The following is a 23456-nucleotide window of genomic DNA, read 5'->3' on the forward strand; positions in this document are numbered from 1 at the left end:
GGCAGATCGATCGATTTCCCGCTGCCTGTATCGCCTTGAGATGGCGTGGGAGTATCTAGCGAACTGCAGCCCTCTTCAAATTCGGGGGAGCTTACATCCTGTGAGAGATAGAGCAACGAATTAGTGCGTTCATCGACGACGAATCCCTTTCCATCGTCTAGAGCGTCACCTACAAGATCCCGCATAATCTTCAAGACATCTGCAGCTCTGGCATGTTTGAATGTGACCTTGCGAAGCGGCAGTTGAGAGTGAACTTCCGGTGACGGACGGTTACCAATTGAGCTTGGCAATTCGCCATCCAGTAAGGCCAAGGTTGCTAGTGCTTCATCGGCAGTCGCTTTGACTGCAATCAACACTATCGAATTGGTCCGTTCATCAACGGTAATGCTGCGCACATAACCGCCAAGGAGTTTCTGCCAGATCTTCAGTACCTCGTCGGCTTTGGCATGCTTGAGTTGGTAGGTCACAAGTTTTTCTTCGAATCCGCCTGAAGCCTCGGTTGACTTGGATGGAGCTGCCTGTGTTGGAGTTGCCGGTGTTGGCACTCTTGTTGCCACTCCTGTTTGGGCCTCAACGTCTGCGCCCGAATAAAGCAGGCAGACAATGAGCAACCATCTGATGACCGCCGTGTGGTTGCGTTGATGAGAAGGCATAATTCAACTCCGTTTGAAAGGTGGTTGTGAGGTCCATTGATGTGTCAGCCCTTCGGGCTTAAATTCAATTGCTAGTCCGGCGACCTGGAAAGCAGCTCCCAGCGTTTTGGTCAGTTTCATTCATGCTGGAAGCACAAGCTTTCCAGTTGGGCCTGTCTGCTCTTCTAGTCTGTCTGCTCTTGTAGTCTGTCTGCTCTTGTAGTCTGTTCGCTCTTCTGGTCTGCTTGCTCTTCTGGTTTTAAGCCTGAAGGGCTGGCACATCCTCTGCCGGGGTCGAAGGCCCCGGTAACGTATGACATGGAAGCGGAAAGGCCTGAAGGGCCGACACACCCACGGAACTCCTGACAAATTGGTTGGCGGCCCGAGAATAATCCTATATGCTGATCTCTACAACTCAAGAAACCAAATGCGAAAGGATAACGATGAGTACACATCAACAGTTGCTTTACCACATCGTCTTCAGCACCAAGAACCGTCAACGATGGCTCACCGACGGTTTTAGAGAAAATGTCTTTGCGTATATGGCTGGTACTGCCAAAGAGTTGAGCGGTTTTGCGATCAAGGTTGGTGGGTTCTATGATCATGCCCACTTGCTTGTTCGCATTCCAGCGAAGATCGCAGTCTCCGATTTTGTTGGACAGCTCAAAGCCAACACCAGCAAGCACATCAATGACACAAGTGGTTTGATCCACAAGTTTGGGTGGCAGGATGGTTACGGAGCCTTCACGGTTAGCCTCTCTGCCAAAGACGCAGTGGATGCTTACATTGAAAAACAGATGGAGCATCACAAGAAGCAAACCTTTGAAGATGAATATCAGGCAATGTTGGCTAAACATGAAGTTGAATACGATCCAAAGTATGTGTTCGATTGATGTGTCAGCCCTTCAGGCTTTCGATTCAGTTTGGTTCTGCAACCGGTGGTTATCACCACCGGCAGAGGTTGTGTCAGCCCTTCAGGCTTAAATTCAATTGCTGGTCCGGCGACCTGGACAGCAGCTCCCAGCCCCTTTGGTCTTTTCCGTTGATGCTGGAAGCGCTTTCTTTCCTCTTGGGTATATCTCGAGTCTTCTGATCTGTTTCTAGATCTTCTGGTCTATCTCTAGATCTTCAGGTCTATCTCTAGATCTTCAGGTCTATCTCTAGCCTTCTGGTCTGTTCGCTCTTCTGGTCTGTTCGCTCTTCTGGTCTGCTTGCTCTTCTGGTTTTAAGCCTGAAGGGCTGGCACATCCTCTGCCGGGGTCGAAGGCCCCGGTAACGTTTGACATGGAATCGGAAGGGCCTGAAGGGCCGACACACCATCCTTCATTTCGACCGTCCAACCGGTGGTTATCTCCACCGGCAGAGGATGTGTCAGCCCTTCGGGCTTAAAGCCAAATTCATTCCTTTGTTGGTTCAATGTCCCACAGCTTCTTAGTTTTCAATTCTATTGGTGCAAAATCTTGCCGAAGTGATTCTAACTCAGCCGTATCGCTCTCCCATTGCAACTGGGGCTCAGCCGTTAGCGACAATGTTCCTGTTTGTGCCGATGCAGCATTGTCACCGATTTCTGTAGGCCGATTGTTGAACCACCAAACGCCCCAGACGAGAGCAATGCAAACGGGCACCATTGCCAACGCGGCAAACCATTTGCGTGAAGTTACCTCTATCTGCAACTCGACAGGCAATTCTACTGTGGTCGGCTGCTGAACATGCGCGAGACACTTTTCAAGCAGCGTGTGAACCTCAACCGCCGACGCATAGCGATCGTCCGGCGATTTGGCGAGTAGCTTCATCACGACTCGTTCAAGCCACTGTGGGATACTTGCATTCGTTTCGCGGATGGATCGCGGAATGTCATCGGTGATGCGGCGCAGGACGGCATAACTGGTTTCGCTACGAAACGGTGGATGGCCGGTACAGAGCGCATACAGCACACAGCCGAGCCCAAACAGATCGCTACGAGCGTCAATCGCTTCGCCACGAACTTGTTCTGGCGACATGTAATGCGGTGTGCCGGGATGAAAACCGCTGCGAGTTAGACTGGCGTCATCGGTGGCTCTTGCTAATCCAAAATCAGTCAGCAGCGCTCGGTCAACGCCTTCATCCAGCAAAATATTCGATGGCTTCACATCGCGATGGATCAAGCCTTGAGCATGCGCGGCCGCAAGCCCCTTAGCGGTCTGCATGCCGATGCGGAGCACTTCGCAGACTTCGAGCGGTCCTTCGCGATCGATGCGTTGTTGCAACGAGCCACCTGCAATGAACTTCATTACCAGGAAGGGATGTTCGCCATCCGTTTCTACGTTGTGAATCGGGACGACATGATCGTCGACGACTGCTGCTGCAGCTCGAGCTTCCCGAGCAAACCGATTCCGCGCCGAACCACTGCTGGCCAAATAGGGAGCCAGCAATTTTACTGCCACCGGTCGATTGAGTTCCGTGTCGTAGGCTTTGAAGACGACCCCCATGCCGCCGCTGCCGATCAAGCGTTCGACATCGTAGCGACCGATTCGGCCAAGCATCTCTGGGTGACAGGCCGTCGATAACAACGACTTGGCCATCGACTCCGTCCAGGCGTTCGGTCGCTGCCAACGCTCGCGGCCCCAACGCGGTTTGTCCCGTTTCAATATGTCGATCTGAGAGGACTTGCCTGCATCGAGCTCTTGATCTGGCTGCAGGCTGTCTCGAATATCAAGCCACTGCGCGGGCTCGGCGGCCAATTGCTCCAAGCGAGCCTGGCAATGTGGGCATTCGGCCAGATGGTTGGCTGAGACCGTGGCGTCCTCGACATCATCGGCTTGCAGTAGGTTCCACAACTGTTCGTCCGAGCAACTGTTGCATGAAGGGTTCATTCGGACACCTCAAATTGTTTGGCCAGCTCGCGCAGGCGACTGATGACTCGACTGCGAGCGATGTAGATGTTGCCGACAGACAAATTCAGCCTCTTAGCCGCATCGGCGATCGAAACTCCCTCGATGTGAGTGAGTTGAAAAGCGTTCCAAGTGCTGGCAGCGACCGCGTCCCGAACTTGTTCCGCTGCCCACCGATACACTTCGCGGCGATACTCAAGGTCGAACTGGCTCGAAACGTCGGCATCGGGGGCAGCAAGCTCGTTCAGCGTTCCAATGCCTGGATCGCCGCCTTGCCCAATGCCTCCATGCGGCCTGCGAGTCAATGTCTTGATAGCAATGTTGCGGGCGATCGTCAGTAGCCATCCGCGAAATCGACCACGCTGAGGCTTTTCCAGCCAGTGGTGGACCGACTGAGCCACTGCAGCGAAAACTTGCTGCACGACATCATCAGCATCGGCCGCTTGCAGCCCCTGACGCAGTGCGAGCCGGTACACCAGCGGCCCATAGATAGCCACGAACTCATCCCATGCCGCCACATCCGCCGCGTCGCGAAGACGCACGATTAAGCTAGCTCTGGTTTCGGGTGGACTGGGAATCATGGGCGCTCAAGTATACCCGTAGCCAGCGTCGCCAGACGGTGGATGGTTTTCAGGCAATTCTCCACCCCTTGGCAGCAGTGGCTGCGTTTGCAGCGGTGGCTACACCAGTAAATTCCACGCCAGACGTGAATCTTGCATGAGCGAGAGAGTTTTTTGGAACAAATTTGAAGCAACGAAGACATTGCCAGTGAGAAGTTGTATTGGTTAAAGACCTTTATTTCCTGCCTCTCGAAAGCTAGAATCAACGGAGTAAGATATCTGAAAGAGGATTTACCCCATGTCAACCGCTCACGACGACCTTCTCAAAACAGCTTTGACGCTCCCTGAGTCGGAACGAATCCTATTGGCAACTGAGTTACTCGATTCAATTCCGGGTACGCTTCCTGGTCTTTCAGTCGATGATGCTGAATTCGAAAAGGAACTTGAGCGGCGGTTCCATGATGGTACCAAGTCCGTATCCTGGGAGGATGTTAGCCAGCAATTGAAGGACGATCTGAACAAGTGATTGAGTTCCATGAACTCGCTTTGTCTGAGGCGAGGAACGCTCAAGCATGGTACTCCGAACGATCGCAACGGGCTGCAGGCAGCTTCCAAGCTCAATTGCAAGCGACGATCGCCAGAATAGAACGATCGCCGGAGCAGTTCGCACAGATCCGAAAACACTATCAATACGCACGTATTGTTGGCTTTCCGTACATTGTCGTATTCCGTCCAAAACCGGACGGAACTCTCTTGGTAGTTGCTATCGCACACACCAGTCGGAAAAGTGAGTATTGGTCGAAACGCGATTGAGTCTTGTAGGGTCGTCACTCAGCACCTCGCAGACTGCCACTCTGAATAACTGCGAGCTTTCGAGGCATCGAACTGACTCGTCAACCCAAAAAACTTCACTCCTCGACATGCTTATCTCTGATCGTTAGAGTTCCCTCGATGGCGACACCAACCAGCAGTGAAGTCGCTACGCGAATAGCTTCCTCTGCGGAGATAGTGAGGATTTCCGCAAGCAATCCAGGGGTATACTTACTATCCTCATTGTCATCGTTCCATCTGGTCTTAGGCCAGCATGCAAGAACTCGTGACGTCTGAGAGCATTGCATCTCAAACTTTGAAATGAACTGGATGATAGCCTTTCCAGCAATCGAAGCCGCGGACTCGTAGTCTGGGCAAGCCGAAGCAACATCGCAAGATAAATCCAAAACCTTCGCCGATCGAAGGAACTCATCTGCATTCATTATGTCTCTCACTTTCAGCTTTCATCAAGTCAGTTAGATATGTTGTGCTTAGGATCCGGTTCGTTGGGAGGCATTTCCCCTCGCTCACTTCTCTGAATATGTTCGAGGAACAGCTTGAAGTCGATTTCACTCGGCCGTGGTCGACCAACTCGATGTCGACTCATCGATTGCCCAAACCCAACATTCTCATGATCAACGAATTCCCGAGTATCCCATGGGTCGGCCAGATTCAGCGTGTCCATTGGAATCGATTCGAGAATCGCACAAATCTCGTATGCTGAACGGATTGAATCCTCGATATCGGTAGTTTCATTTGGCAATGGAACATCTATCGAAAGATGGCTAATCGCTTTCATCTCCTTCCACAGTGAATGATGGGTAGACAGAGTGAAAGCGGGGCGCGCTCGATCTATTTTGTCCTTGTTAAAGCCTCCCAGCTTGCCGATGACTGGCAAGATGGTTAGATCGCCCGATTGAATCTCTGCTAAAGAGAACGACGATTCGACGATTCCCGGAGCATCTTGTCGAAATCCAACGTACCACTGGCTTAATTTTTCGCCTCGTCGCAGTTCTGCTCGTCGCTTGGTAGCTTCCGTCGGGCGAAATGATAACAGCATGTAGTATCGATTCTCGTCAAGCCGCGTTAGGTCGTGCACGGCGATCTCGAACCCCAACTGGACCTCTCGATGAATGGCTTGGTCCAACGCAAATTGCTCGTTGAGCAAGTCATGAGGAGCGACCTCGCGTACGCCCTCACCGAATGAACTGTTAAATAAGTTCTCATCAATCGCAACATCATAGAGTACTTCGCCTCGCTGCCACTGCGTCCACTGATCTTCTTGCAAGCTCTCAAGTGCAAACCTACGAAGTCGGCCAACTCGATCAACCCAAATCGTTGCCCTCGATCGCTTGTCGCTCAAGACGTAACACTCCAGTCTCTCATTGCTTACGACTAAACTCTTTTCTGCGATATTTTTGAAGCTAGATTTGCTTTCAGCCAGCGGGCCTAGCAAGCGTTCTAGTGCGGCGTCAAAACCTATAGACTCTGAACGAATAGCGATGGACTGACCATCTCGATACAACCAGTGATGCTGGCGATTATCCTTCTCCAATCGTACGACTTTGGAATCTTCAAAACTACGGTGAAGTATCCCAAGTGACTGCGAAAAAAGCATTTCATCCGATCGAACCCAACTTCGGTCCTTACCTCGGCTTTCGACCGTAAGGCGAAATGAGTTGGCACGTACCATTTGCGAAATTGCTTGGGCCATAACGGACTTCGGTGATACGATAGCCCAGCCGGTGAACACCATCAGAATGATCGATGCCGCAATTGCAACTTGAGTCCACTTTCGCATTTTGAAAAATGGGACCGAACGCTCTCTTCCAGCGACATGATGTTCCGTGTTCTCAATCAGCACGTCCGATGTCGGGCTATCCAATTCGGCTAGCAAGGCGCTCCGCGTTCGTTCAAGTGCTCTTTCTGTTTCCTCAGCCGTGGGCTGAAGCAGATGACAAACAACAGCTGCGATGATTGTCGAATCATTCATGGTTGATCTCCGTTTGCAATTATGACTTGATCGGCTTGCAGGATACGACGCAATCGATCCATCGCCTTTGAGCATTTAGATCGCACTTGATGTGCGCTTACTCCCAAATGCGTTGCGAGCGTCTCATTCGACATCTCTTCCAGGAATCGCATGCATAACAACTCACGATCGTTATCAGAGAGCATTTCCAAAGCTTGTAGCACCTTCCCAACCAGTTCTGCATGAATCAAGCCATCGGCAGGGCTAATTCCAGGTTGGGTGATTTCAGTTTTGAAATCCTCCAGTGAAATCAACTTTCGATTCTGTTTGCGCCAGTCAAATGCGATGTGAATCGCCGATCGCAGAAGGTACGCTTCTTGGTTGGGAGCTGTTTTGAATCCGCTAGATCGAGAAAGCTTGAGAAACAGTTCTTGGAGAAGATCCTCCGCAGCATCAACTCGCCCAGTCAACTTCGTCAACAAAACGTGGACGCGTGGACCGACAGTCTCAAGCAGATCTAGTAGTTCTTGCACCGATTGTTTCACTCATACGCTCCTGGATTACCCATCTAAACGGCGAATAGCCAAGAGCGCACCCGGTCTTCACGCAAAAATCTAAAAATAGTAGCAGCCACCATCGCCAGACGGTGTAAACGCCCCAAGTAATTCTGCTCCGCTTGGCAGCGGTGGCCACACAAGATCATTGCGGGTATCGACTTTGCGTCCGAAAATGGCAACAACCAGTGCAAGACGCGCAGATGATCGCGGTTGGCGCAAATGTATAGGAATGACTCGTTAACCGACAACTCGACAGAACCAAATCCCACCGTCCCAAAGATCAATATCTTTGGCTTCAAAGTTCATTATCAAAGTTTCGTTGCCTCGTTTGTAGACAAGTGCATTCCAAACCTGCCGTCCCGGGTTTTCCCCATCGTCCAAGTTATCCCCCTCTAAGACAAGTTGGGCCGTTTCCTCGGATTCGTTCATTTCGATTTGAACGGAGATCCAAGGCTATTCCTTCGGTTTGGAAAGATAGTTGCGGGCTGCTTCGAGCACTTCATCTCTACCCTGGGCGATAGATTCTGCTTTGTGGTGGACGACAACATCGGGCTCGATTCCCAATCGCTCGATGGGTCTATCCAGGAAACCGCGATAGGCTTTGACGCTGTAGATTACGCGGTAAGTTCCGCCGAGAATATCAATTGTATTCTTGCGTGAAGAGGCACCGGCAGTTGTGGTGCCAAAGAATTTGGCACGTTCATTCGCCCGAAACCAACTCACCCAGCCCTCACCGGCGCTGATACAACGCGAGTCGATTAAGACAGCGATCGGACCAGCGAACTTGGGTCGATCTGGTTCGGTGTTATCCGTCACATCGAAGTTGCGAAACGATCTCGCCGCATCAAATCCGCCACCACTGTTGCCGCGCACATCCAGAATCAAGCCTTTGCAGTCACCCAATTCCTTGACAGCAGTATCCAATTGAGTGATCAAATCATTGCGGATCTGACGGATGAAAATGTATCCTGTCTTTTCGTCCAAACGCATCCAGTCGATACTAGCCGAGTCTTCAATGCCCTCGATGGGAACCGGCAACCTTGGCAAGTACCGAACGCCACTCTCCGCGTTAGTTTTCAGCTCCTTCTCATTACCGTCTGGTTCGATCACTCGCAAAGTGACCGGCGTGCCTTTTTCCATTTGCCGCCCTAGCCATTGAGCCGCATGGTATTTCAAGTAACGCTCGCTTGAGTAACCAGCGTAGCGTTTGGTTTGCGTCATGATTCGATTCGACACTTCGCCAGCTTCGATTCCGCCAACGTGCGTGACCACACTGCCGACTTTCAAGCCAGCCTGCTGCGCTGAGGACTGCGGGTCAACATGATAAGCGATCAACCGCTCTTCAGCGTCCAGTAAACAAGCGAAACCGGGATCAATGGTTGGCACAGGAACAACTGCGGGTTGTAGCTTGCCTGGCATCAGGTAAGCGTGACTGTCTTCAAGCCTGGCCACCAATTCCTGACACAATAGACAGAACTCGTCTCGTGTCTTGAGCGTTTTGCTGCGAGGCAGCAACTCATCGCCGACAGCTTTCCAGTCGATCTGTTTGATTTCAAAGTGAGCGTAGTCATTACCCAGCGTTCGATAAAGCTGATCGAATGCTTCGGCGTAGTTACTGGGCAATTCCTCGATCACAGTTTGGCCTTCCAGCGCCGTTTTCCATTCCGGCATCTGCTTGAGTTGGGAAATTGCTCCAGAAAAGCCAAATTGAATGCGTTGATCCTTTTTCAAATCTTCAACGCACTGCTTAATGCCACGCTGGCCTTTCACGATCACGGCTGCCGCACCCTTGATTTTGCCTTCTGAGCCAATGACATATTTCTCCACGTAAGGCTTTTCATGGAACTGCGTCTGGCAAAACTCCGACATGGCTTCAGGCGAACCTTTATCACGATGGCGAAACGCAACTACAAACGTCCCCGCGTCGGCAAACTTCTCGAAACTGGATGGCTTTCGCTTGGTCAGTTGCTCATAAATTGCAGTCAGCTCGACCAGCTTGTCCGGCGTAAAAACATCGTACTTCTCCAGCGCTTTTTCGAGATGGGCCGCAACGACGTTTTTCTGTTGTTCGGTTGTCAGAGACCAAATAATTCGACTGTTTGTTTCGCGTGAATGCATGGAATTTGATGAAGCACCAATCAGTATTTCTGCAAACAATTGCAGTACGTTGGGTGGTATGTCCCAGTTGCCGCTCAAACCACTGTAGATGGCATCATACCTTAATACTTCCGGCGAATTCGGGTCTGCGGCGTGATAGAAGATCTCCTTTGCCAATGGATCTTCTGGCCAGCCAGAAAGTTCCGCCGCCCATCCACATATTCTGAATCCATTTTTGGCTTTCTTGAGTCCATTGCGAAAGATCTCGAGTTGCTGTCGTGCTGTGAGTTTGGTGTTCTCACGGTTCTCGTACAGCTCATCGAGTCGTCGACCAGCGGCTTCATCTGCGGGGAAGAAGTTCTCGAAGTCTGGCGGCTGATAGCCATCGGTTGCGTTGAATGCGAAGGATTCGTTCACTGGCGGTGGCTCGTACGGCGGCTTGGCTCCGATGGGCAGGCCATCGGGCAGAAACGCTGCAAAGTCGCGGAGCTGTCGATACTGCAACACCATCGGGGAGAACGTTTCTTTCAATGCGATCTCGCTCCGTGGGTCAGTGTCCAGCTTTTCGATCAACTGATCGCGCGCGCTGATACCCTGCAACAGACAAACACCGACGCGTTTTCCTCGGTCGATTCGCGTCACGAAGGATAGGATCGACTTCGGCTTAACAAAGCGTTCAAGATGCTCTCGTAGTGCCTGATCGCTTTGCGCGTCCTGGTGCGTAAACCCTACGACAAACCTTCCGCGATTGGCAAGATCGCTAGTTTTGGATGATCGCTTACCCGTGGCTTTTTCATACAATTCCAACGCAGCGATCACCGCGTTGTCACTGAGTGTGTCCGGTTGCTCAAGCAACTGCTCTAATGAATTGGCGAACTGCGATGAACCACCATACGTCTTCAGCCCCCAGACAATTCGTTGTTGCATAAGGCCGCCATATTGGTCGTAATTGTTTACGAGCGTTCGGACGACATTCGGCGGACGGTCTTTCAATACAGTCAATCCGTAGTACATCCCTTCATGTGCCCCTGACCCGCGAGCGTCCGAGGCGTGATACAGCAACTCGATCGCTTGCGGATTCTGTTCTTTGACGCCCCAAACGAATCCCCCGACCTGTGCCAACACTTGACTGTGATAAACCTGAGTGTGCCTGAGCCCCTGCCGAATCGCGGCCAGAACATCTTCCGGTTTGTGATGTCCGCCCAGTGAGCCGCTAAATAAGGCATCCAGTTGTTTTCCCCCCGCTGGATCATCTGGGAAGAAGGAATTGAAATCGGGCGCTACGTATTGGTCGGGCCGGTCGTAGGCGAACGGAGGAGTGATTCTGGCTTCGCTTGAGACTTTCAGCTCGCCTTTGTTCGGCTTCTGCTGCGAAGCAAATGGAACGTTAGATCCATCTCGCTCCGGGAGTTCAGTCAAAAAACTCAACGACATTGCCTGATATCGCTGTTGAGCGAGGACGGCATCTATATCGCTGACGGAATACAGAAAAGAGAGCAGCAGGCAGAGTAGTTGACGCATTTGAGTGTGAGCGGTGCGTTCGTTCATCAGATTTTCCAAGCTAAGTGGTTGCTGATTCTGTTCCCGTATTTGGGAAATCGACTGGTTCATATCCGGTGAATACCAAAATTTTATTACGTACCATGACGGGAAGACTATGCTCGCATGAAAGAATAAGCAGCGTAAGAGGCGATGACGGAAGCGCACCATGCGATTACGGGAGCATTAAAGCGTCCGTAACGCACCCGATTGCGAATGATGCAAAGTGAGACCAACAACAATACGGTGCATGTGCCGCTTGCCGCGAAGAACGCGAGCCTGCTATCCAGCGGCTTAGTGAACATGCCAGCTGTGAATCCGGGGAGAACAGGCAACAGGTGCAGCCACGAGCTGTTAAAGGCCCAATAGAACGGGGCATACAATGCTAAGACAATCGCCGCCGTGGAGAATCGCTGAGATCCCGCGATCGGTTTCTGTTGTGTTGTGGAATACAATAATCTCGCCGCAACCAGAAACAGCGAGCTAGAAATGAAGGCGGAAAAGAAAGACGCCGCAAAAACAGCAATTCTCTTTGGCTTCTGAAATACCCAGTTGTTGCCAAGCATCGAAAAAGTGTGAGCGACGCCGAGCCCGCCCATAATCAGTGCGGCGAACACAAGGATTGATGCAAGCGCGAACCGCGTTGCATTTGCCGGCAAATTCGAGTGACTACTGGACGATATTGACGGCGATGAGCACATCGGATGACTCGCGGAAGCTACGTTGGTTAGGTTGATTGGCACATATTCATTATCATGAGAATCACGAAGTCGTTTCGGGTGGACTGGCAACCATGCGGACTCGCTGGTGGTTTTGCACATTGTCGCCACCAGTAAGTTCCACGTCAGGTCGGTTTCTTGCGCGAGCCCGCAGATTTTTCTGGAATATTCTGATTTCCCAGAATGACTCTCACCCGTTGAAAAGTAACAGCTATCCCAAGCAAAGGTACGAGGACAATGCAAACCCAGAAGCCTAATCCGCCCATCAGCTTGTCATAGCCGAATTGACGAAGCGACAAAGCAAGCACTGCATAAGGTAAAGAGCAAAATGAGATTGGCCGAATGACGTACCTTATCCACGGTCTTCCCACGAGCTTGGGATGCAATGGCAACAACTCGGCTGCGAAGCCCAGCAGAAAACCTATCGTCGCTGCGCATAACGCTACCACTAGGATCGAATCGTAATCGTTGTCGCTGCCACCTGCCTCGAGTACATAAAGACCAAACGCGGCGACTGCGAGTCCAATCGAAGCACCCAATGCAACGCCGATTGTGAGAGGTCCGAACTGTCGATTATCTTCTTTCATTGCACATCCACGATGCGAATAGAAAGCAAGGCACAGCGTATTTCAGCGATGCTGCTAGGTAACCTAATTATCAGGCTTTCACGTGTTTCGGGGAATTGTGTCACGGTGATCTCAGGGGTTAGAATAAACTCGCGTCTAAAAGGCTAAACACAGCCTTCCCAGAATTCTGACACAAAAACGGGATGTCAGACGGCATGTCACGCGAAAGTTGTGCAGCCCACGAGTTTTGTTGGTCATCCGCCAATCTGCGCACGCTCGAATACATAGGCTAGAGGCAACAGCTTACAGTAAAAAGCTCAAGGATCTAACCCGCTTCCGCTTGCTTGACCAGACAACACGGTCAATTTGCCATCCTGCCAACGAAAGGCTGCATCGCGATCGAAGGCATCGCCATCGTTGATTCTGGCACCATTATCGAAATCGCCTACAAAGGGATTGTTGATGGCGAAGTCTGGTCGCAGATGGACCTCCGTCCGCTTGTATTCGGTCGAGGTTTCTTGCTTTGTACCGCCGTTCGGAATCGATGTACTTCGGAGACGGCAACTTACGGCGATTTCGATTCCATCTAACACCTGATACTGAATGTCTTCTACGAAGTAGGAGAACGACTCTAAATTTGCAGTGTCCTTGTCTTCGCCAACGCGTCCGTCAGCGAAGCGATTGCCCCTCTCTTTGGAGCTTTCCCATTGCCGTAGACGCCTCGATGGCCCAGCATCGATCCAGACAGTCATGGTTCCCCAATCATTGCGGGCGGAAATCCTTAGACAATCCTGGTCGCCAATCTTCTCCATTCGAACATCGGGTTCCTTTGACTCCATTAGGAGTTCCATCAATGTTCTTCCTTGATTTCCAGGAAAGTGTCCTTCCATGGCAAAGCTGCTGCTGGATTCAAACATTCGCCAACTTGCTTTTTGGCGACCCTTGATCGTTACTAGCCCAGTGAGTTTCTTTTGTCCGACCGTTGTCGTTCTACTGATAAACATTTCACCATCGTCAAGACGCCAATTGTCGAGCGGAATATAGTCCTTGGGCTGATCGTCAAATGTTTGAAGACTGCTTTCGACCATGCGGGGCGCATCGCGGCGGACTCGACTTTCAATTGTGACTTTGCCCACCTGACTGTGAACGTACGAGTTCGTAACTCGCATATCGAATTTTTGTTTCCAAGAAAGAGAATTCTGGCAAGCCTGTAGAGCTTTCCTTGCCTCGACTAGCAACGGCGATTCCGCTGGAGCCGCCTTGGCAGCATCGTCAGCAGGTGGCGCCGAAACGTTGGCATTTTGCACAACCACTTCGCCGGACGTCAGCGGAGGCAGTCCGATTGAATTTGGATTCGCTTCCAGGAATCGCTTCAGTTCGTTCTCGGCACCTGATTCCGTTTCAAAGTCGATATCGATCACGAGCCATTTGTCATCGGTCAGCTCAAGACTGAACACCATGAAGCCATCGCGCTGGCCATCGGGTTGCTTGTGTTCGTCGTCGAACTTGATGGACTGCGAGGGTGCCAAGGCTCGCGTCGGTTTCGCAGGATCGTTAACGTAGACCGTTTCGATCTTCAATCTCTGGACGTTGAGAAACTCAGGAAGCTCCTTGATGCGTTTCGGGTCCGCCGGAGCGTTCTTTGCCAACGCCGCCGCCTTCGCGACATCACCTGCAAGTGCCGCCGCAACGTAGGCTTCGACGACGGAGCGGGCGTTCTTACGATCCAGTTGATTTTCCTCCTCGACAACCTCGATGCCGGGTAGAGACTCTGCGATCGTTGCAATCTCATCGCTTGATAGACCGGACCATTTGGAAAAGGTCAGTTTTCTAAGATGCGGCAAGTCCGTAAGGATCTTGAAATCTGTGCTGGGGTGAACGAACTGGTTTATAGAGAGTTCTTCCAATTGCGTTAGTCCCAGGATAGGGCGAAGATCGTTAATTTCATCACAATCAAGGACAAGGAACTTAGTGTTTCCCCCCGAAGCCTTCTCGGTGCTGCCCTGCGGTAGAACACTGATCGCAGTCGGGTTGGCTTCAACGAACTTCGTCAAAAACTCATCGGCGAGTTCCTCCGTTTCGATGCCGATCTCGGTGACAGACCATCTTTGATCGCTCTTCCTAAGTTCAAACCGTAGTCTCACGTCATTTCGATCAGCACTCGAATTGGTTGGATGTTCCCACTTGAGTGTTTCAGTTAGTGCAATCCCCTTCGACGGACAATCTGGTGAGTTGACATAGACCGTCTTTGTTGCCAAGGATTCGAGCTTTGTAAGATTCAGTATCAGAGAATCGATTGATTTGGCGAGTTGTTCCGGTTCCTGCAAATTACCTCCGGTCAGCGATTGCACCGTCTTCCTATCATCTCCAATTGCTGCCGCAACATAGGCTTCGACAACCGTGCGGGCATCGGGTACCTTCTTGGCCAATTTACTACTAGACGCGATCGACTCACGGACTGCGCTCACGACTCTCCCCATGTTGAGCCTATCTCGCTCAGCAAAGGAAATGGCCACCTTGCTATTGATCTTATTGTTCACTCGCGGAGCACTGAGAATTGTCCCATCAAACTCGATTACCAAATACCCAGGATTTGGCTGGCTGCTTAGTCGAGTTGTTTCGATCAGAAATCGTTCGCCAGCTTCCGGCGTTAGAGTCAAAACGATTTGGGACGCTTTAGGATTGTTCGGGTCGGTGACCGACTCGACCGTCATGATGTCATCTTCAGTCAGAATCGCTGGTTGAGCGGAATTAAGTCGCAGCTGCATTCCGGAGAACTCCACGACTTTGGTCTCAACGGACTGTTGGGATGAATCTGTGCCGACCTTCACACCAGTCGCCTCGCGGATTTGGAGACGTTTTGGATTTAGAATGTTCATCGCTTGATCTGGTTTGCGAGGGGTCATCGCAGGGCGCGCGGCGGGGGCATCGCGTTCGACCTGGGTTACGCCCGGGAGTCCCTGCAGATTGACTTCGACAAGATTCAGACCGGCGGATAGCTTCGTACCCTTGGGAATCGCAAAGTTGACTCGCAAGTCATACTCTTCTTTGCTCAGCTTCTCAGAAAGCGAAATCAATTCGTACTTGTAGTTACCGACATCGCTAAACCGTTTTTCATCTTGTCCAATATTGTGGATCGAGACAGCTGCGAGTTTCGCCAAGGGAGGCATTCCATCAAACTCACTCCGGCCAGATGTCACGATCACAAAATCATAAACGTGGTACTGAATCACCGCGTTGCGGAGGATCAACTCTTTGTCGAGGTGAATCTCAAAGCAGTTCTTGCGATTGCCGATGGTGGCACTGGGGAGGCTGATCAGGCCTTTCAACACGTATCCGTCATCGACTTCGACGGCATTCGATACGCTGAGCATGCTTTGCGTGATTCCAACTCCGCTGGGGAGCAAGTATTCCCAAGCCTTTTTGCCGCCACCGAGCTTGGCAATGTCCGAGCTATGGTGAAAGATCTCCGAATCCCGATTCCAATACCGGTAGTAGCTGAAACAATCGCTTTCGATGGAACGCGACTCGAGTTTGCCGTGCTCGGGATAAATGGCTGTTTCAAGGTCGGCAAGTACTTCGAGTGTACTATCGAAATTTTGACCCGTCCAGATATATCGAATGCGGTGCGGCTGTTGATAATCTTCTGGCAGTCCTTCCGGGATACCGGGATCAGGTTGACCAAGCTTCCTGCTGTGGAATCGCTCTTGTTCGGCCTTTCCACGCGGTGACGTCAGCGTGTCCCAAGTTCGTTCCAACTCGATAGTGCGTTGACTGAACTTACGATCGCGTTCACGAAGTTCATCCAGCAGCTTGTTCTTGTCGATCGGCTTGCCTACGGCGGAAATATCGGGATTGATGGTCGTACTTCCCGAATGGCCGGTCGAGACGTTGGGTGAGTCTTGAGGGCTCTTCGGCACATCAATAGGCTGGCGATATTTTTTGCCAGTCAATTCATCTGTGACAGAGGTCCCAGGCGGAATCCGCAATTGCGTGGGCATATCCACTGCGTCGTTGACTTTTACTTCCGAAGCGACAAACTCCGCGCCGAGCATCCCGCTAGGATTCGCAAACATGTAAGTGCGAACGCGGTGAGGGATTTTGATACTGTCGATCGTTCGGTAATCGTCGACCAATGCAACTCGAAGTGGCATTGAGTCTGCATCACCTACTACGCTCAATTCATCAACGCGCGTAATAAGTAGCTCTTTGTCAACTTGTTCCCAGAAGACTCGATACCAAAGATGTTCAAACGCAGTTCGTCCATTCACTTCACTTGGTTCCTGATGCAGAAAGGTGGCGATCCATTGAACCTTCTGATCAGCAGATTTCTTTTTGTCTAAATGGAACAACGGCCGTCCAGCGGGATCAGGAATGCCAGGCGTGTGAGCTGCCTTTTCCAGAACGATAGACAATTCGTGATCGAGAATAGGTCGGAAGGTGTAGACGTCAGCCCGAATCCAACCTGACCAGGGTTGACGAAGTTCATCTGCTGGCTTCCTGGTAATCGTTGCCTGACTGCGACCTGCCTCCACGCCTATAAGCTGCGTGAAAACATCTCGCTTGAAAAACCACTCCCGAAACATAATGGGCAACTTACCGTTGAGGTCACCGTATCTGATGTGCCCCAAATCGGCGGTATAGTCCCGCTCAATCAACATTGGAAACGGTCCCAGCCCGTCAAAGCTTCTATCCGGCGAAGTATAGCGCTTGATATATTCTTCGTTCGATTCGCCCTCGATTCGCTTTGTCTCGATTTGTTGTGTCTGACGAATGTTGCCAACCAAACTTAATTGACGCAACGACTTCTCCCGCAGCTTCTGCATTTCGAGTAACTCGGTCAAGTTCGCCATGCCCGCATCACGCGCATCCGCCGGATTGGTTAAAGCAACTTGCACTCCGCCCGCGTCTCTAACACCGTCTTGGTTTGGTTTGTCGGGAGATTGCATCAGCAACATCGCCACTATGATCGAACAGACGACAGCGAACATGGCGAAAACTCCAATGGTGCGAGAGCGAAACGAGAAATCACGAGGTACTGACCTATCGACAAGTCCATCCGGTAGTGCAGCCATAGTCGGCTGTTGCACGTGAGCCAAACAATCTTCGAGAAGCTGGGCAACTTCCTGGGTCGATGAAAACCGATCTTTTGCTTGTTTCGCCATCAGCTTGCTGATGATCGTGCACAGCCATTCGGGCACATCAGGATTTACTTCGCGAATTGGGCGAGGCTCTTTGTCGGTGATCAAACGCAGGACGCTGTAGCTGGATTCGGCTCGGAAGGGAGCATGCCCCGTACACATGGCGTACATGACACTGCCGAGACTAAACAAGTCGCTGCGATGATCGACTGTTTCAGCACGTGCTTGTTCGGGCGACATGTATTGCGGTGTACCTGCGAGTGTTCCGCTACGAGTGAGACTAGCGTCATCGACGGCGCGGGCGAGGCCAAAATCCATCAACTGCACGCGTTCGACGTTTTGATCGAGAAAGATGTTGGCCGGTTTGATGTCGCGATGCACGATGCCTTGTGCATGAGCAGCGGCTAGTCCCTTGGCAGCTTGCATGCCGATGCGCAGGATCTCGCGAACTTCCAATGGCCCGTTGTCGCTAAGTCGCTTTTGCAATGAAACGCCGCGTGAATAGGTCATCACCAGATACGGCACACCTTGCCACTCGTCGACGCAGTGAATCGCCATCACGTGATCATCGACCACCGCCGCGACCGCTTGCCCTTCGCGAGCGAAGCGTTTTCGAGCAGCTCCCGATGCAGCCAAATGCGGCAACAACATCTTGATAGCCACGAAGCGATTGAGCGATCGATCGAAACCCTTAAAGACGGCTCCCATGCCACCTTGCCCCAGGAGCCCGATGATCTCATAGGGTCCGATGCGACCAAGCATATTGGGATCATCGGTCGGGCCGAGTAAGTCGAGAACGTTCTCACGTAGGCGAGTCTCTCCGAGACTCGCAACATCAGCACGTCCGTCTTCAGCGTCTCGGAGAGACGCTGCTACGTGAAGCGATGCATGGCTGCGTAGCACGCATTGGACATCGCTCCACCACTGCTCGGGTCCGATTGTCGCTTCGACGCGAGCCCGACATGATTCGCACAGTTCCAAATGGTCCTGCGCTGATTCGTATTCTTCCGGAGTCAAGTTCCCGTGCAGCAGCGAATCGACTTGAGACGCTTCCAGGCATTCAGTAGAAAGTTTCATTTCACATCACTCCAGACTTCGGATACTTCGAGCACTTTTTCTTTCAATCGTTGCATTACTTTAAAGCGAGCCATGTAGACCGCTCCGGGTGATTTGTTTTGTTGACGAGCTACATCGGCAACACTCTCGCCTTCGATTGATGTCAGCCAAAACATGGCCCAGATTGCTTCTGTGAATTCACTTCGAATCTCGTCGGCCGCCCATCGCATGGCCTCGCGGCGGCTCTCTTCCATCAACTGCTGGGGAGTCTCATCGTTTCGCTCTGGCAATTCACGCAGCATCTCCTGCACACTGGTTGAGCCGCCGGGAGCGTCTGGTTTTCTACGAGTCAACGCGTTAACGATCGCATTGCGAGTGATACGAGAGAGCCACACTCGAAACGGCGGCTGGCGCGAGTCAGGCTCCCAATCCTCGATCGCTTTCGCGACAGACAGGAAAACCTGCTGTGCCAAGTCGTCGGCGTCGGCGTGTTGCAATCCCCGCCCACATGCCATGCGGACCACAACTGGCCGATAAATTGAGAGAAAATCAGACCACGAAGCCGCATCCGCAGGGTCTTTAACCCGCAAAATCAAGCTTTCGTTCGTTTCCGGCCAATGGTGCATCTGGATTCCTCTGTAAGTAACACACAGCACCCCAGTTTATCTTTCCAAAAAACTTTCTGGATGGTCATTCTGCACCCTGATCTTCAAACGACTCAGGCCGAAGCGACGTCACTTCGGCCTGGATGTTTGAACCGATCGAGATCAGTTGAGTTAGCAACCCTTCGATCCGCCGGCAGAACAACTGTCTGCGAACCATTGATAACCTTGCGTTGCCAACGCTTAATTTCGAGGACACCAAAAAGTGGTATCCTGGATACCAATGTGCTGACTGAGCCTTCATACACAGGAACGCCGCCTGACATTCGCGTTCAGTCACAACGAGCCGCGATGGCAATTTTCACCAAAAAGGTTGGAGTGATGGGGAACGCTGGCAACACGAATACATTTGGCTTTAATCCTGCCAAAGTAAGAGCGGCTACACTGTTAATCATTTTCCGCGCGGTTTCTAGTTGGTTGGCGGTGTTTCCAAAAATCGCCGGCACATGGCTTGTTTTAGTAGCAGTAGTTAGTCTGTGGGGTGGTATTTCGCGGAGCATTGCATCTGATGATTCGGTGGTCGTGATCGAGCGTTGTAGTTTATTCGATCCCGAATCGGGGCAGATGCTACCTGAGCGAACGATCGTTGTTCAGAACGAATGGATAGTTAGCGTCACTGGCGCTGACGAAACTGGTCCTGTTCCGGAAGACGCTATTCGGATTGATGGGCGAGGGAAGTATGTGATGGCGGGTTTGATCGATGCTCATGTACACCTTGTGCATGTGCTCGACTTCGCGCACCTCACTGGGGACGAGGTCCTGCCTCTGTATTTAGCCGCCGGAGTAACCTCAATCCGTAGCACCGGTGACGAAATCGTGGCCGCGACCCTTGTTGCTCGGTTTGCATCAGCGCATCCGCAATCGTGTCCACGAGTTTTCACATGCAGTCCGTTGCTGGACGCTGATCCGCCGATTCATCGGGACGTTGGGCACGCCATCATTGATCCAGCCAAAGTGGCGCCGTTAATAGATGATCTTTCGAAGTGGAATATCAAAACGGTAAAGATATATGCTGGCACTGGACGACCCATCGCGAGAAAAATCATTGAAGAGGCGCATCGGCGGGGAATGTTCGTTACCGCTCATCTAGGAAGTTACTCGGCACAGGACGCGGTCACTGATGGCATTGATGGGCTCGAGCACATCTGGTCGGTGTACAACTATGTTATACCTACAGACGTCAAGCGAGAGCCAGGGTATCGCGGAAAGCTTGATCTCAGCAATCCGCTCTGCGATTCGCTGGTTGGCGAGTTGGCAAAGCGAAAGGTATACGTCGATCCAACTCTGGCCGTATTTAGAAACATGATCCTCCTTCCCGACGTGCCAGAAATTCGTGATCACCTTGACAACGCTTTAGTACCAGAGCGGCTTCGTGAGTTTTGGCCAATCTACTTGCAGCAAACCGGCTGTCCACAAGGTGGCCCGTTGGAAGACCGGCGGAGAGAGTTTTCTAAGTACCAAGAACTGACGGGGAAATTGTATCGAGCTGGCGTGCCGCTCCTTGTCGGAACCGACTCGCCTGAACCCCAGGTTACCCCTGGATTCTCAATGCACCAAGAGTTGGAGATGCTAGTGGAGTCGGGTTTGACACCGGCCGATGCGTTGCGAGCCGCAACGTTGAACAATGCAACTGCGTTAGGGGAAATAGATCGGTTGGGATCAGTGACGGTCGGAAAGCTGGGCGACATTCTATTGTTGCTGGCAAACCCGTTAGAAGACATACGGAATGCGAGGCAAATCGAACTTATCTTGCGGGGAGGCCGTATCTGCCGCCCATCAGATATACTCGCTCGTGTGCCCAAGAAATGATGATACCGGTGCCAGACCATCAAATGTCCGTCGTTGAGACACTTTCCTGGTTTAGTGATTTTCAGTGAAGCAAAGATGATCCGCCGAAGAGTAGCGAGCGAGGAATCGGTGCGAAACGCCCGTCGCCATCTCGTACAGCACGCAACCCAGACTGAAGAGATCCGAGCGACCATCCAGCGACCCTCCACGCGCTTGCTCGGGCGACATGTACTCTGGCGTCCCCGCGATGAACCCTTGACGAGTTATCGAAACATCATCGGCGGCTCGAGCCAAACCAGAATCCGTCAGCACTGCACGCTCTACACCTTTTTCAAGAAGTATGTTCGCCGGTTTGATATCGCGATGAATCAACCCTTGTGCATGAGCCGCTGCAAGCCCGTCCGCCGCTTGCATGCCGATGCGAAGTATCTCCTTTACCTCCATGGTCCCCGATGCTTTTAGTCGATGTGCAAGCGATTCGCCAGTCAAGAGCGGCGTCACAAGAAACGGCAAGCGGCCACTGGGTTGTACCTGATGAATTGCATTTACGTGCAGATTGACGACCGCCGCAGCAGCCTGCGCTTCGCGAGCAAAACGTTTTCGAGCAAGTGGCGTGTGGGCAAGACGCGGTGCCAGGGCCTTGATGGCGTGTTGCAATCCACGCAGGCCGTTCGATCAACGACTGGCCGATAAATTGAGAGAAATCAGACTATGAAGCCGCATACCCTGAGTCTTTGATCCGCGAAATCAAGCTATCGTTCTGCCGTTTTAGAGCATCGTTTAGATCAGACTCCTTGTGTGAATAGTGCTTTTTGTTGCCGGTACCTGCAAAGGTTAGTTTGGGAAGTCGTAGCAATGGACTTAAGTCACCAGAAACTACGCTCGTTTCAAAACAACCAAACGTTTCCAACTGGCTGCACCCAGTCAAAAATTCGAGTGAGTCTAGAGATCCGCAAAACTCGATAACAATCTTTTTTATGGTCGCGAGCCTACCAAGTGCTCCGAAATCTGAAATCTTTCTGCATCGACTAAAAACTAACGACTCAAGCTTTCCCCCATCTAGTTCAGCAATCGCATTAATTGACGTCAGCTTTGCACATCGTTCAAACTGTAGCCTTTGAATATGTGTGTGTCGTTTGATTCCATCAAGCGAGACGAACGCTGGCTGGACTAACTCAAGAGTGTTAAGTGATGGTACAAACGGAAACTCAGTGAAGTCCTTGCCTCTGTATTTCCAAAGTGTGACGGATTCTAGACTCCTGCAATGAACGCCTAGATCAAGACCTGGCGACCAATCACCGGCGAAGGACTTGAGCCTCTTGAACTCGCTCAAAGGGACCGGTTTCTGGTAGTTGTTAAGGCCAAGATTCGTTAACCCCTGCAAAAACAGTAACCCCCTCAGGTCGATCGCGCCACCTTCACTAACAAATACCGAGGTTACGTCAGGATAGTCTTTGAGAAAATTGACGTCTGTAGCCTTGAAGGCACCCATCGATGAAATATGGATACCAATCATTTTCTTGGCCCGCCATTCACCCATGCATTCTGCTATACGCCCCGAATCAACGCTAATGTAGCGTCCACCAGGGCCGTTGAATTCGTTGAAAGGAGAGTTTGACATCAGCTCAGTTCATCCATTAGGCGCTGGCAACCTGAACCGATTCGAGCAACGACGTTGTCCAAAGCGATCCCTAAAGAAGTATAACCAAAGTCATCGTCCATTCATCCGAGCCTGCGGAATACTGGTTTTTAGTTGCCTAAGTTCGTCAGCGTTGAAAGGACTTTCGACGTCCTACTTCTGTACATTGCACCCCTAGCAATTGTTGCGTATGTAATCGGCACTGCCCGCAAAGAGTCGCGGCTCGTATTATACTTTATCGACCATGAACAACTTGACTCTTGTATTGCACGCTATCGAATCAGGCCAAGCAAGGACGGAAGACCTGCTGCCGTTGGTCTATGACGAACTGCGCCGAATGGCGGGTGCTCAGATGCAGCATGAGCGTGCTGGCCAAACGTTACAGGCAACGGCGCTGGTACACGAAGTCTTTCTTCGTTTGACCAGCGGTGAACAACTGAATTGGCAGAATCGTCGACACTTTTTTGGCGCAGCCGCGCTGGCGATGCAACGAATTCTTGTCGAGCAAGCTCGTCGCCGGCAACAGCTCAAGCGGGGTGGAAATCTCGAGCGAGTTGATCTAATCGAAGTGGACATTGCAGTTTCCGGACAAGTTTCGGACTCGGAACTTTTAGACATCCATGAGGCGTTTTGTGCGTTTGAAAAAGAGGAGCCGGCAAAGGCGGAACTCGTTCGCTTGCGCTATTTTGTCGGTTTGACGGAAGACGAAGCCGCAAAAACGTTGAATATTTCCCGAGCCACCGCGTCGCGTTGGTGGACATTTTCCCGAGCCTGGCTTTTTCAACGTTTAGAATCTTCCACGTAGCGGTGTCTCTCCGAGACACTAGACGCGGGGAAAAGCCGGTCAC

General features: G+C 51.6%; 17 protein-coding genes and 1 pseudogene. 5 read left to right on the forward strand and 13 right to left on the reverse strand.

Annotation, left to right across the window (positions count from 1 at the left end; translation table 11 throughout):
- Positions 1–308 precede the first annotated feature (308 nt).
- Positions 309–653: pseudogene (locus SH573x_RS14410) on the reverse strand (secretin N-terminal domain-containing protein); the annotation flags it as partial.
- 422 nt (positions 654–1075) lie between these two features.
- On the opposite strand from SH573x_RS14410, the gene tnpA reads away from it, so the two are divergent.
- A complete protein-coding gene (tnpA, locus tag SH573x_RS14415; protein ID WP_479356127.1) occupies positions 1076–1525 on the forward strand; it encodes an IS200/IS605 family transposase in 450 nt (149 codons plus the stop codon).
- A gap of 504 nt (positions 1526–2029) precedes the next feature.
- Here tnpA and SH573x_RS14420 read toward each other — a convergent pair.
- The gene (locus SH573x_RS14420; protein WP_479356129.1) at positions 2030–3484 is read right to left on the reverse strand and encodes a serine/threonine-protein kinase; all 1455 of its coding nucleotides are present in this window, start codon (positions 3482–3484) and stop codon (positions 2030–2032) included.
- On the reverse strand, positions 3481–4083 hold the full coding sequence (locus SH573x_RS14425) for an RNA polymerase sigma factor (RefSeq protein ID WP_479356130.1): 603 nt from the start codon (positions 4081–4083) through the stop codon (positions 3481–3483). The genes SH573x_RS14420 and SH573x_RS14425 overlap by 4 nt, the downstream gene beginning before the upstream one ends.
- A 277-nt stretch (positions 4084–4360) precedes the next feature.
- Here SH573x_RS14425 and SH573x_RS14430 point away from each other — a divergent pair, with 277 nt between their 5' ends.
- Positions 4361–4588, forward strand: coding sequence for an addiction module protein (locus SH573x_RS14430; protein WP_479356132.1), 228 nt, complete (start codon positions 4361–4363; stop codon positions 4586–4588).
- Positions 4585–4875: a type II toxin-antitoxin system RelE/ParE family toxin gene (locus SH573x_RS14435; RefSeq protein ID WP_479356133.1), complete on the forward strand. Its 291-nt coding sequence runs from the start codon at positions 4585–4587 to the stop codon at positions 4873–4875. The genes SH573x_RS14430 and SH573x_RS14435 overlap by 4 nt, the downstream gene beginning before the upstream one ends.
- A gap of 95 nt (positions 4876–4970) precedes the next feature.
- Here SH573x_RS14435 and SH573x_RS14440 read toward each other — a convergent pair whose 3' ends face one another.
- The 8 genes from SH573x_RS14440 to SH573x_RS14475 all read right to left on the reverse strand — a co-directional run bounded on the left by SH573x_RS14440 (position 4971) and on the right by SH573x_RS14475 (position 19145).
- Entirely contained in the window at positions 4971–5315 is a 345-nt protein-coding gene (locus SH573x_RS14440; protein WP_479356135.1) for a hypothetical protein, read from the reverse strand.
- 29 nt (positions 5316–5344) lie between these two features.
- Complete coding sequence (locus SH573x_RS14445) at positions 5345–6865, reverse strand: hypothetical protein (protein ID WP_479356136.1); 1521 nt, start codon at positions 6863–6865, stop codon at positions 5345–5347.
- Positions 6862–7389, reverse strand: a complete 528-nt coding sequence (locus SH573x_RS14450; protein ID WP_479356138.1) for an RNA polymerase sigma factor — start codon at positions 7387–7389, stop codon at positions 6862–6864. Before SH573x_RS14450 ends, SH573x_RS14445 begins: the two co-directional genes overlap by 4 nt.
- A gap of 465 nt (positions 7390–7854) precedes the next feature.
- The gene (locus SH573x_RS14455) at positions 7855–11046 is read right to left on the reverse strand and encodes a S41 family peptidase (RefSeq protein ID WP_479356140.1); all 3192 of its coding nucleotides are present in this window, start codon (positions 11044–11046) and stop codon (positions 7855–7857) included.
- A 107-nt stretch (positions 11047–11153) separates the two neighbouring features.
- Entirely contained in the window at positions 11154–11654 is a 501-nt protein-coding gene (locus tag SH573x_RS14460) for a hypothetical protein (RefSeq protein WP_479356142.1), read from the reverse strand.
- Positions 11655–11881: 227 nt separating this feature from the next.
- Entirely contained in the window at positions 11882–12343 is a 462-nt protein-coding gene (locus SH573x_RS14465; RefSeq protein ID WP_479356144.1) for a hypothetical protein, read from the reverse strand.
- 296 nt (positions 12344–12639) lie between these two features.
- Entirely contained in the window at positions 12640–18540 is a 5901-nt protein-coding gene (locus SH573x_RS14470; RefSeq protein ID WP_479356145.1) for a serine/threonine-protein kinase, read from the reverse strand.
- The gene (locus SH573x_RS14475) at positions 18537–19145 is read right to left on the reverse strand and encodes an RNA polymerase sigma factor (protein WP_479356147.1); all 609 of its coding nucleotides are present in this window, start codon (positions 19143–19145) and stop codon (positions 18537–18539) included. Before SH573x_RS14475 ends, SH573x_RS14470 begins: the two co-directional genes overlap by 4 nt.
- Before the next feature lie 327 nt (positions 19146–19472).
- Here SH573x_RS14475 and SH573x_RS14480 point away from each other — a divergent pair, with 327 nt between their 5' ends.
- Positions 19473–20990, forward strand: a complete 1518-nt coding sequence (locus SH573x_RS14480; protein WP_479356149.1) for an amidohydrolase family protein — start codon at positions 19473–19475, stop codon at positions 20988–20990.
- Between the two features lie 51 nt (positions 20991–21041).
- Here SH573x_RS14480 and SH573x_RS14485 read toward each other — a convergent pair whose 3' ends face one another.
- Both SH573x_RS14485 and SH573x_RS14490 read right to left on the reverse strand, forming a co-directional pair.
- Positions 21042–21626, reverse strand: coding sequence for a serine/threonine-protein kinase (locus tag SH573x_RS14485; RefSeq protein ID WP_479356150.1), 585 nt, complete (start codon positions 21624–21626; stop codon positions 21042–21044).
- A gap of 52 nt (positions 21627–21678) precedes the next feature.
- Positions 21679–22590, reverse strand: coding sequence for a hypothetical protein (locus tag SH573x_RS14490; RefSeq protein WP_479356151.1), 912 nt, complete (start codon positions 22588–22590; stop codon positions 21679–21681).
- Between the two features lie 262 nt (positions 22591–22852).
- On the opposite strand from SH573x_RS14490, the gene SH573x_RS14495 reads away from it, so the two are divergent.
- Positions 22853–23413 (forward strand): ECF-type sigma factor, encoded by a 561-nt coding sequence (locus tag SH573x_RS14495; RefSeq protein WP_479356153.1) that lies wholly within the window; start codon positions 22853–22855, stop codon positions 23411–23413.
- The last annotated feature ends 43 nt before the right edge of the window (positions 23414–23456 follow it).

The organism is Rania fehmarnensis (genome assembly GCF_056494185.1).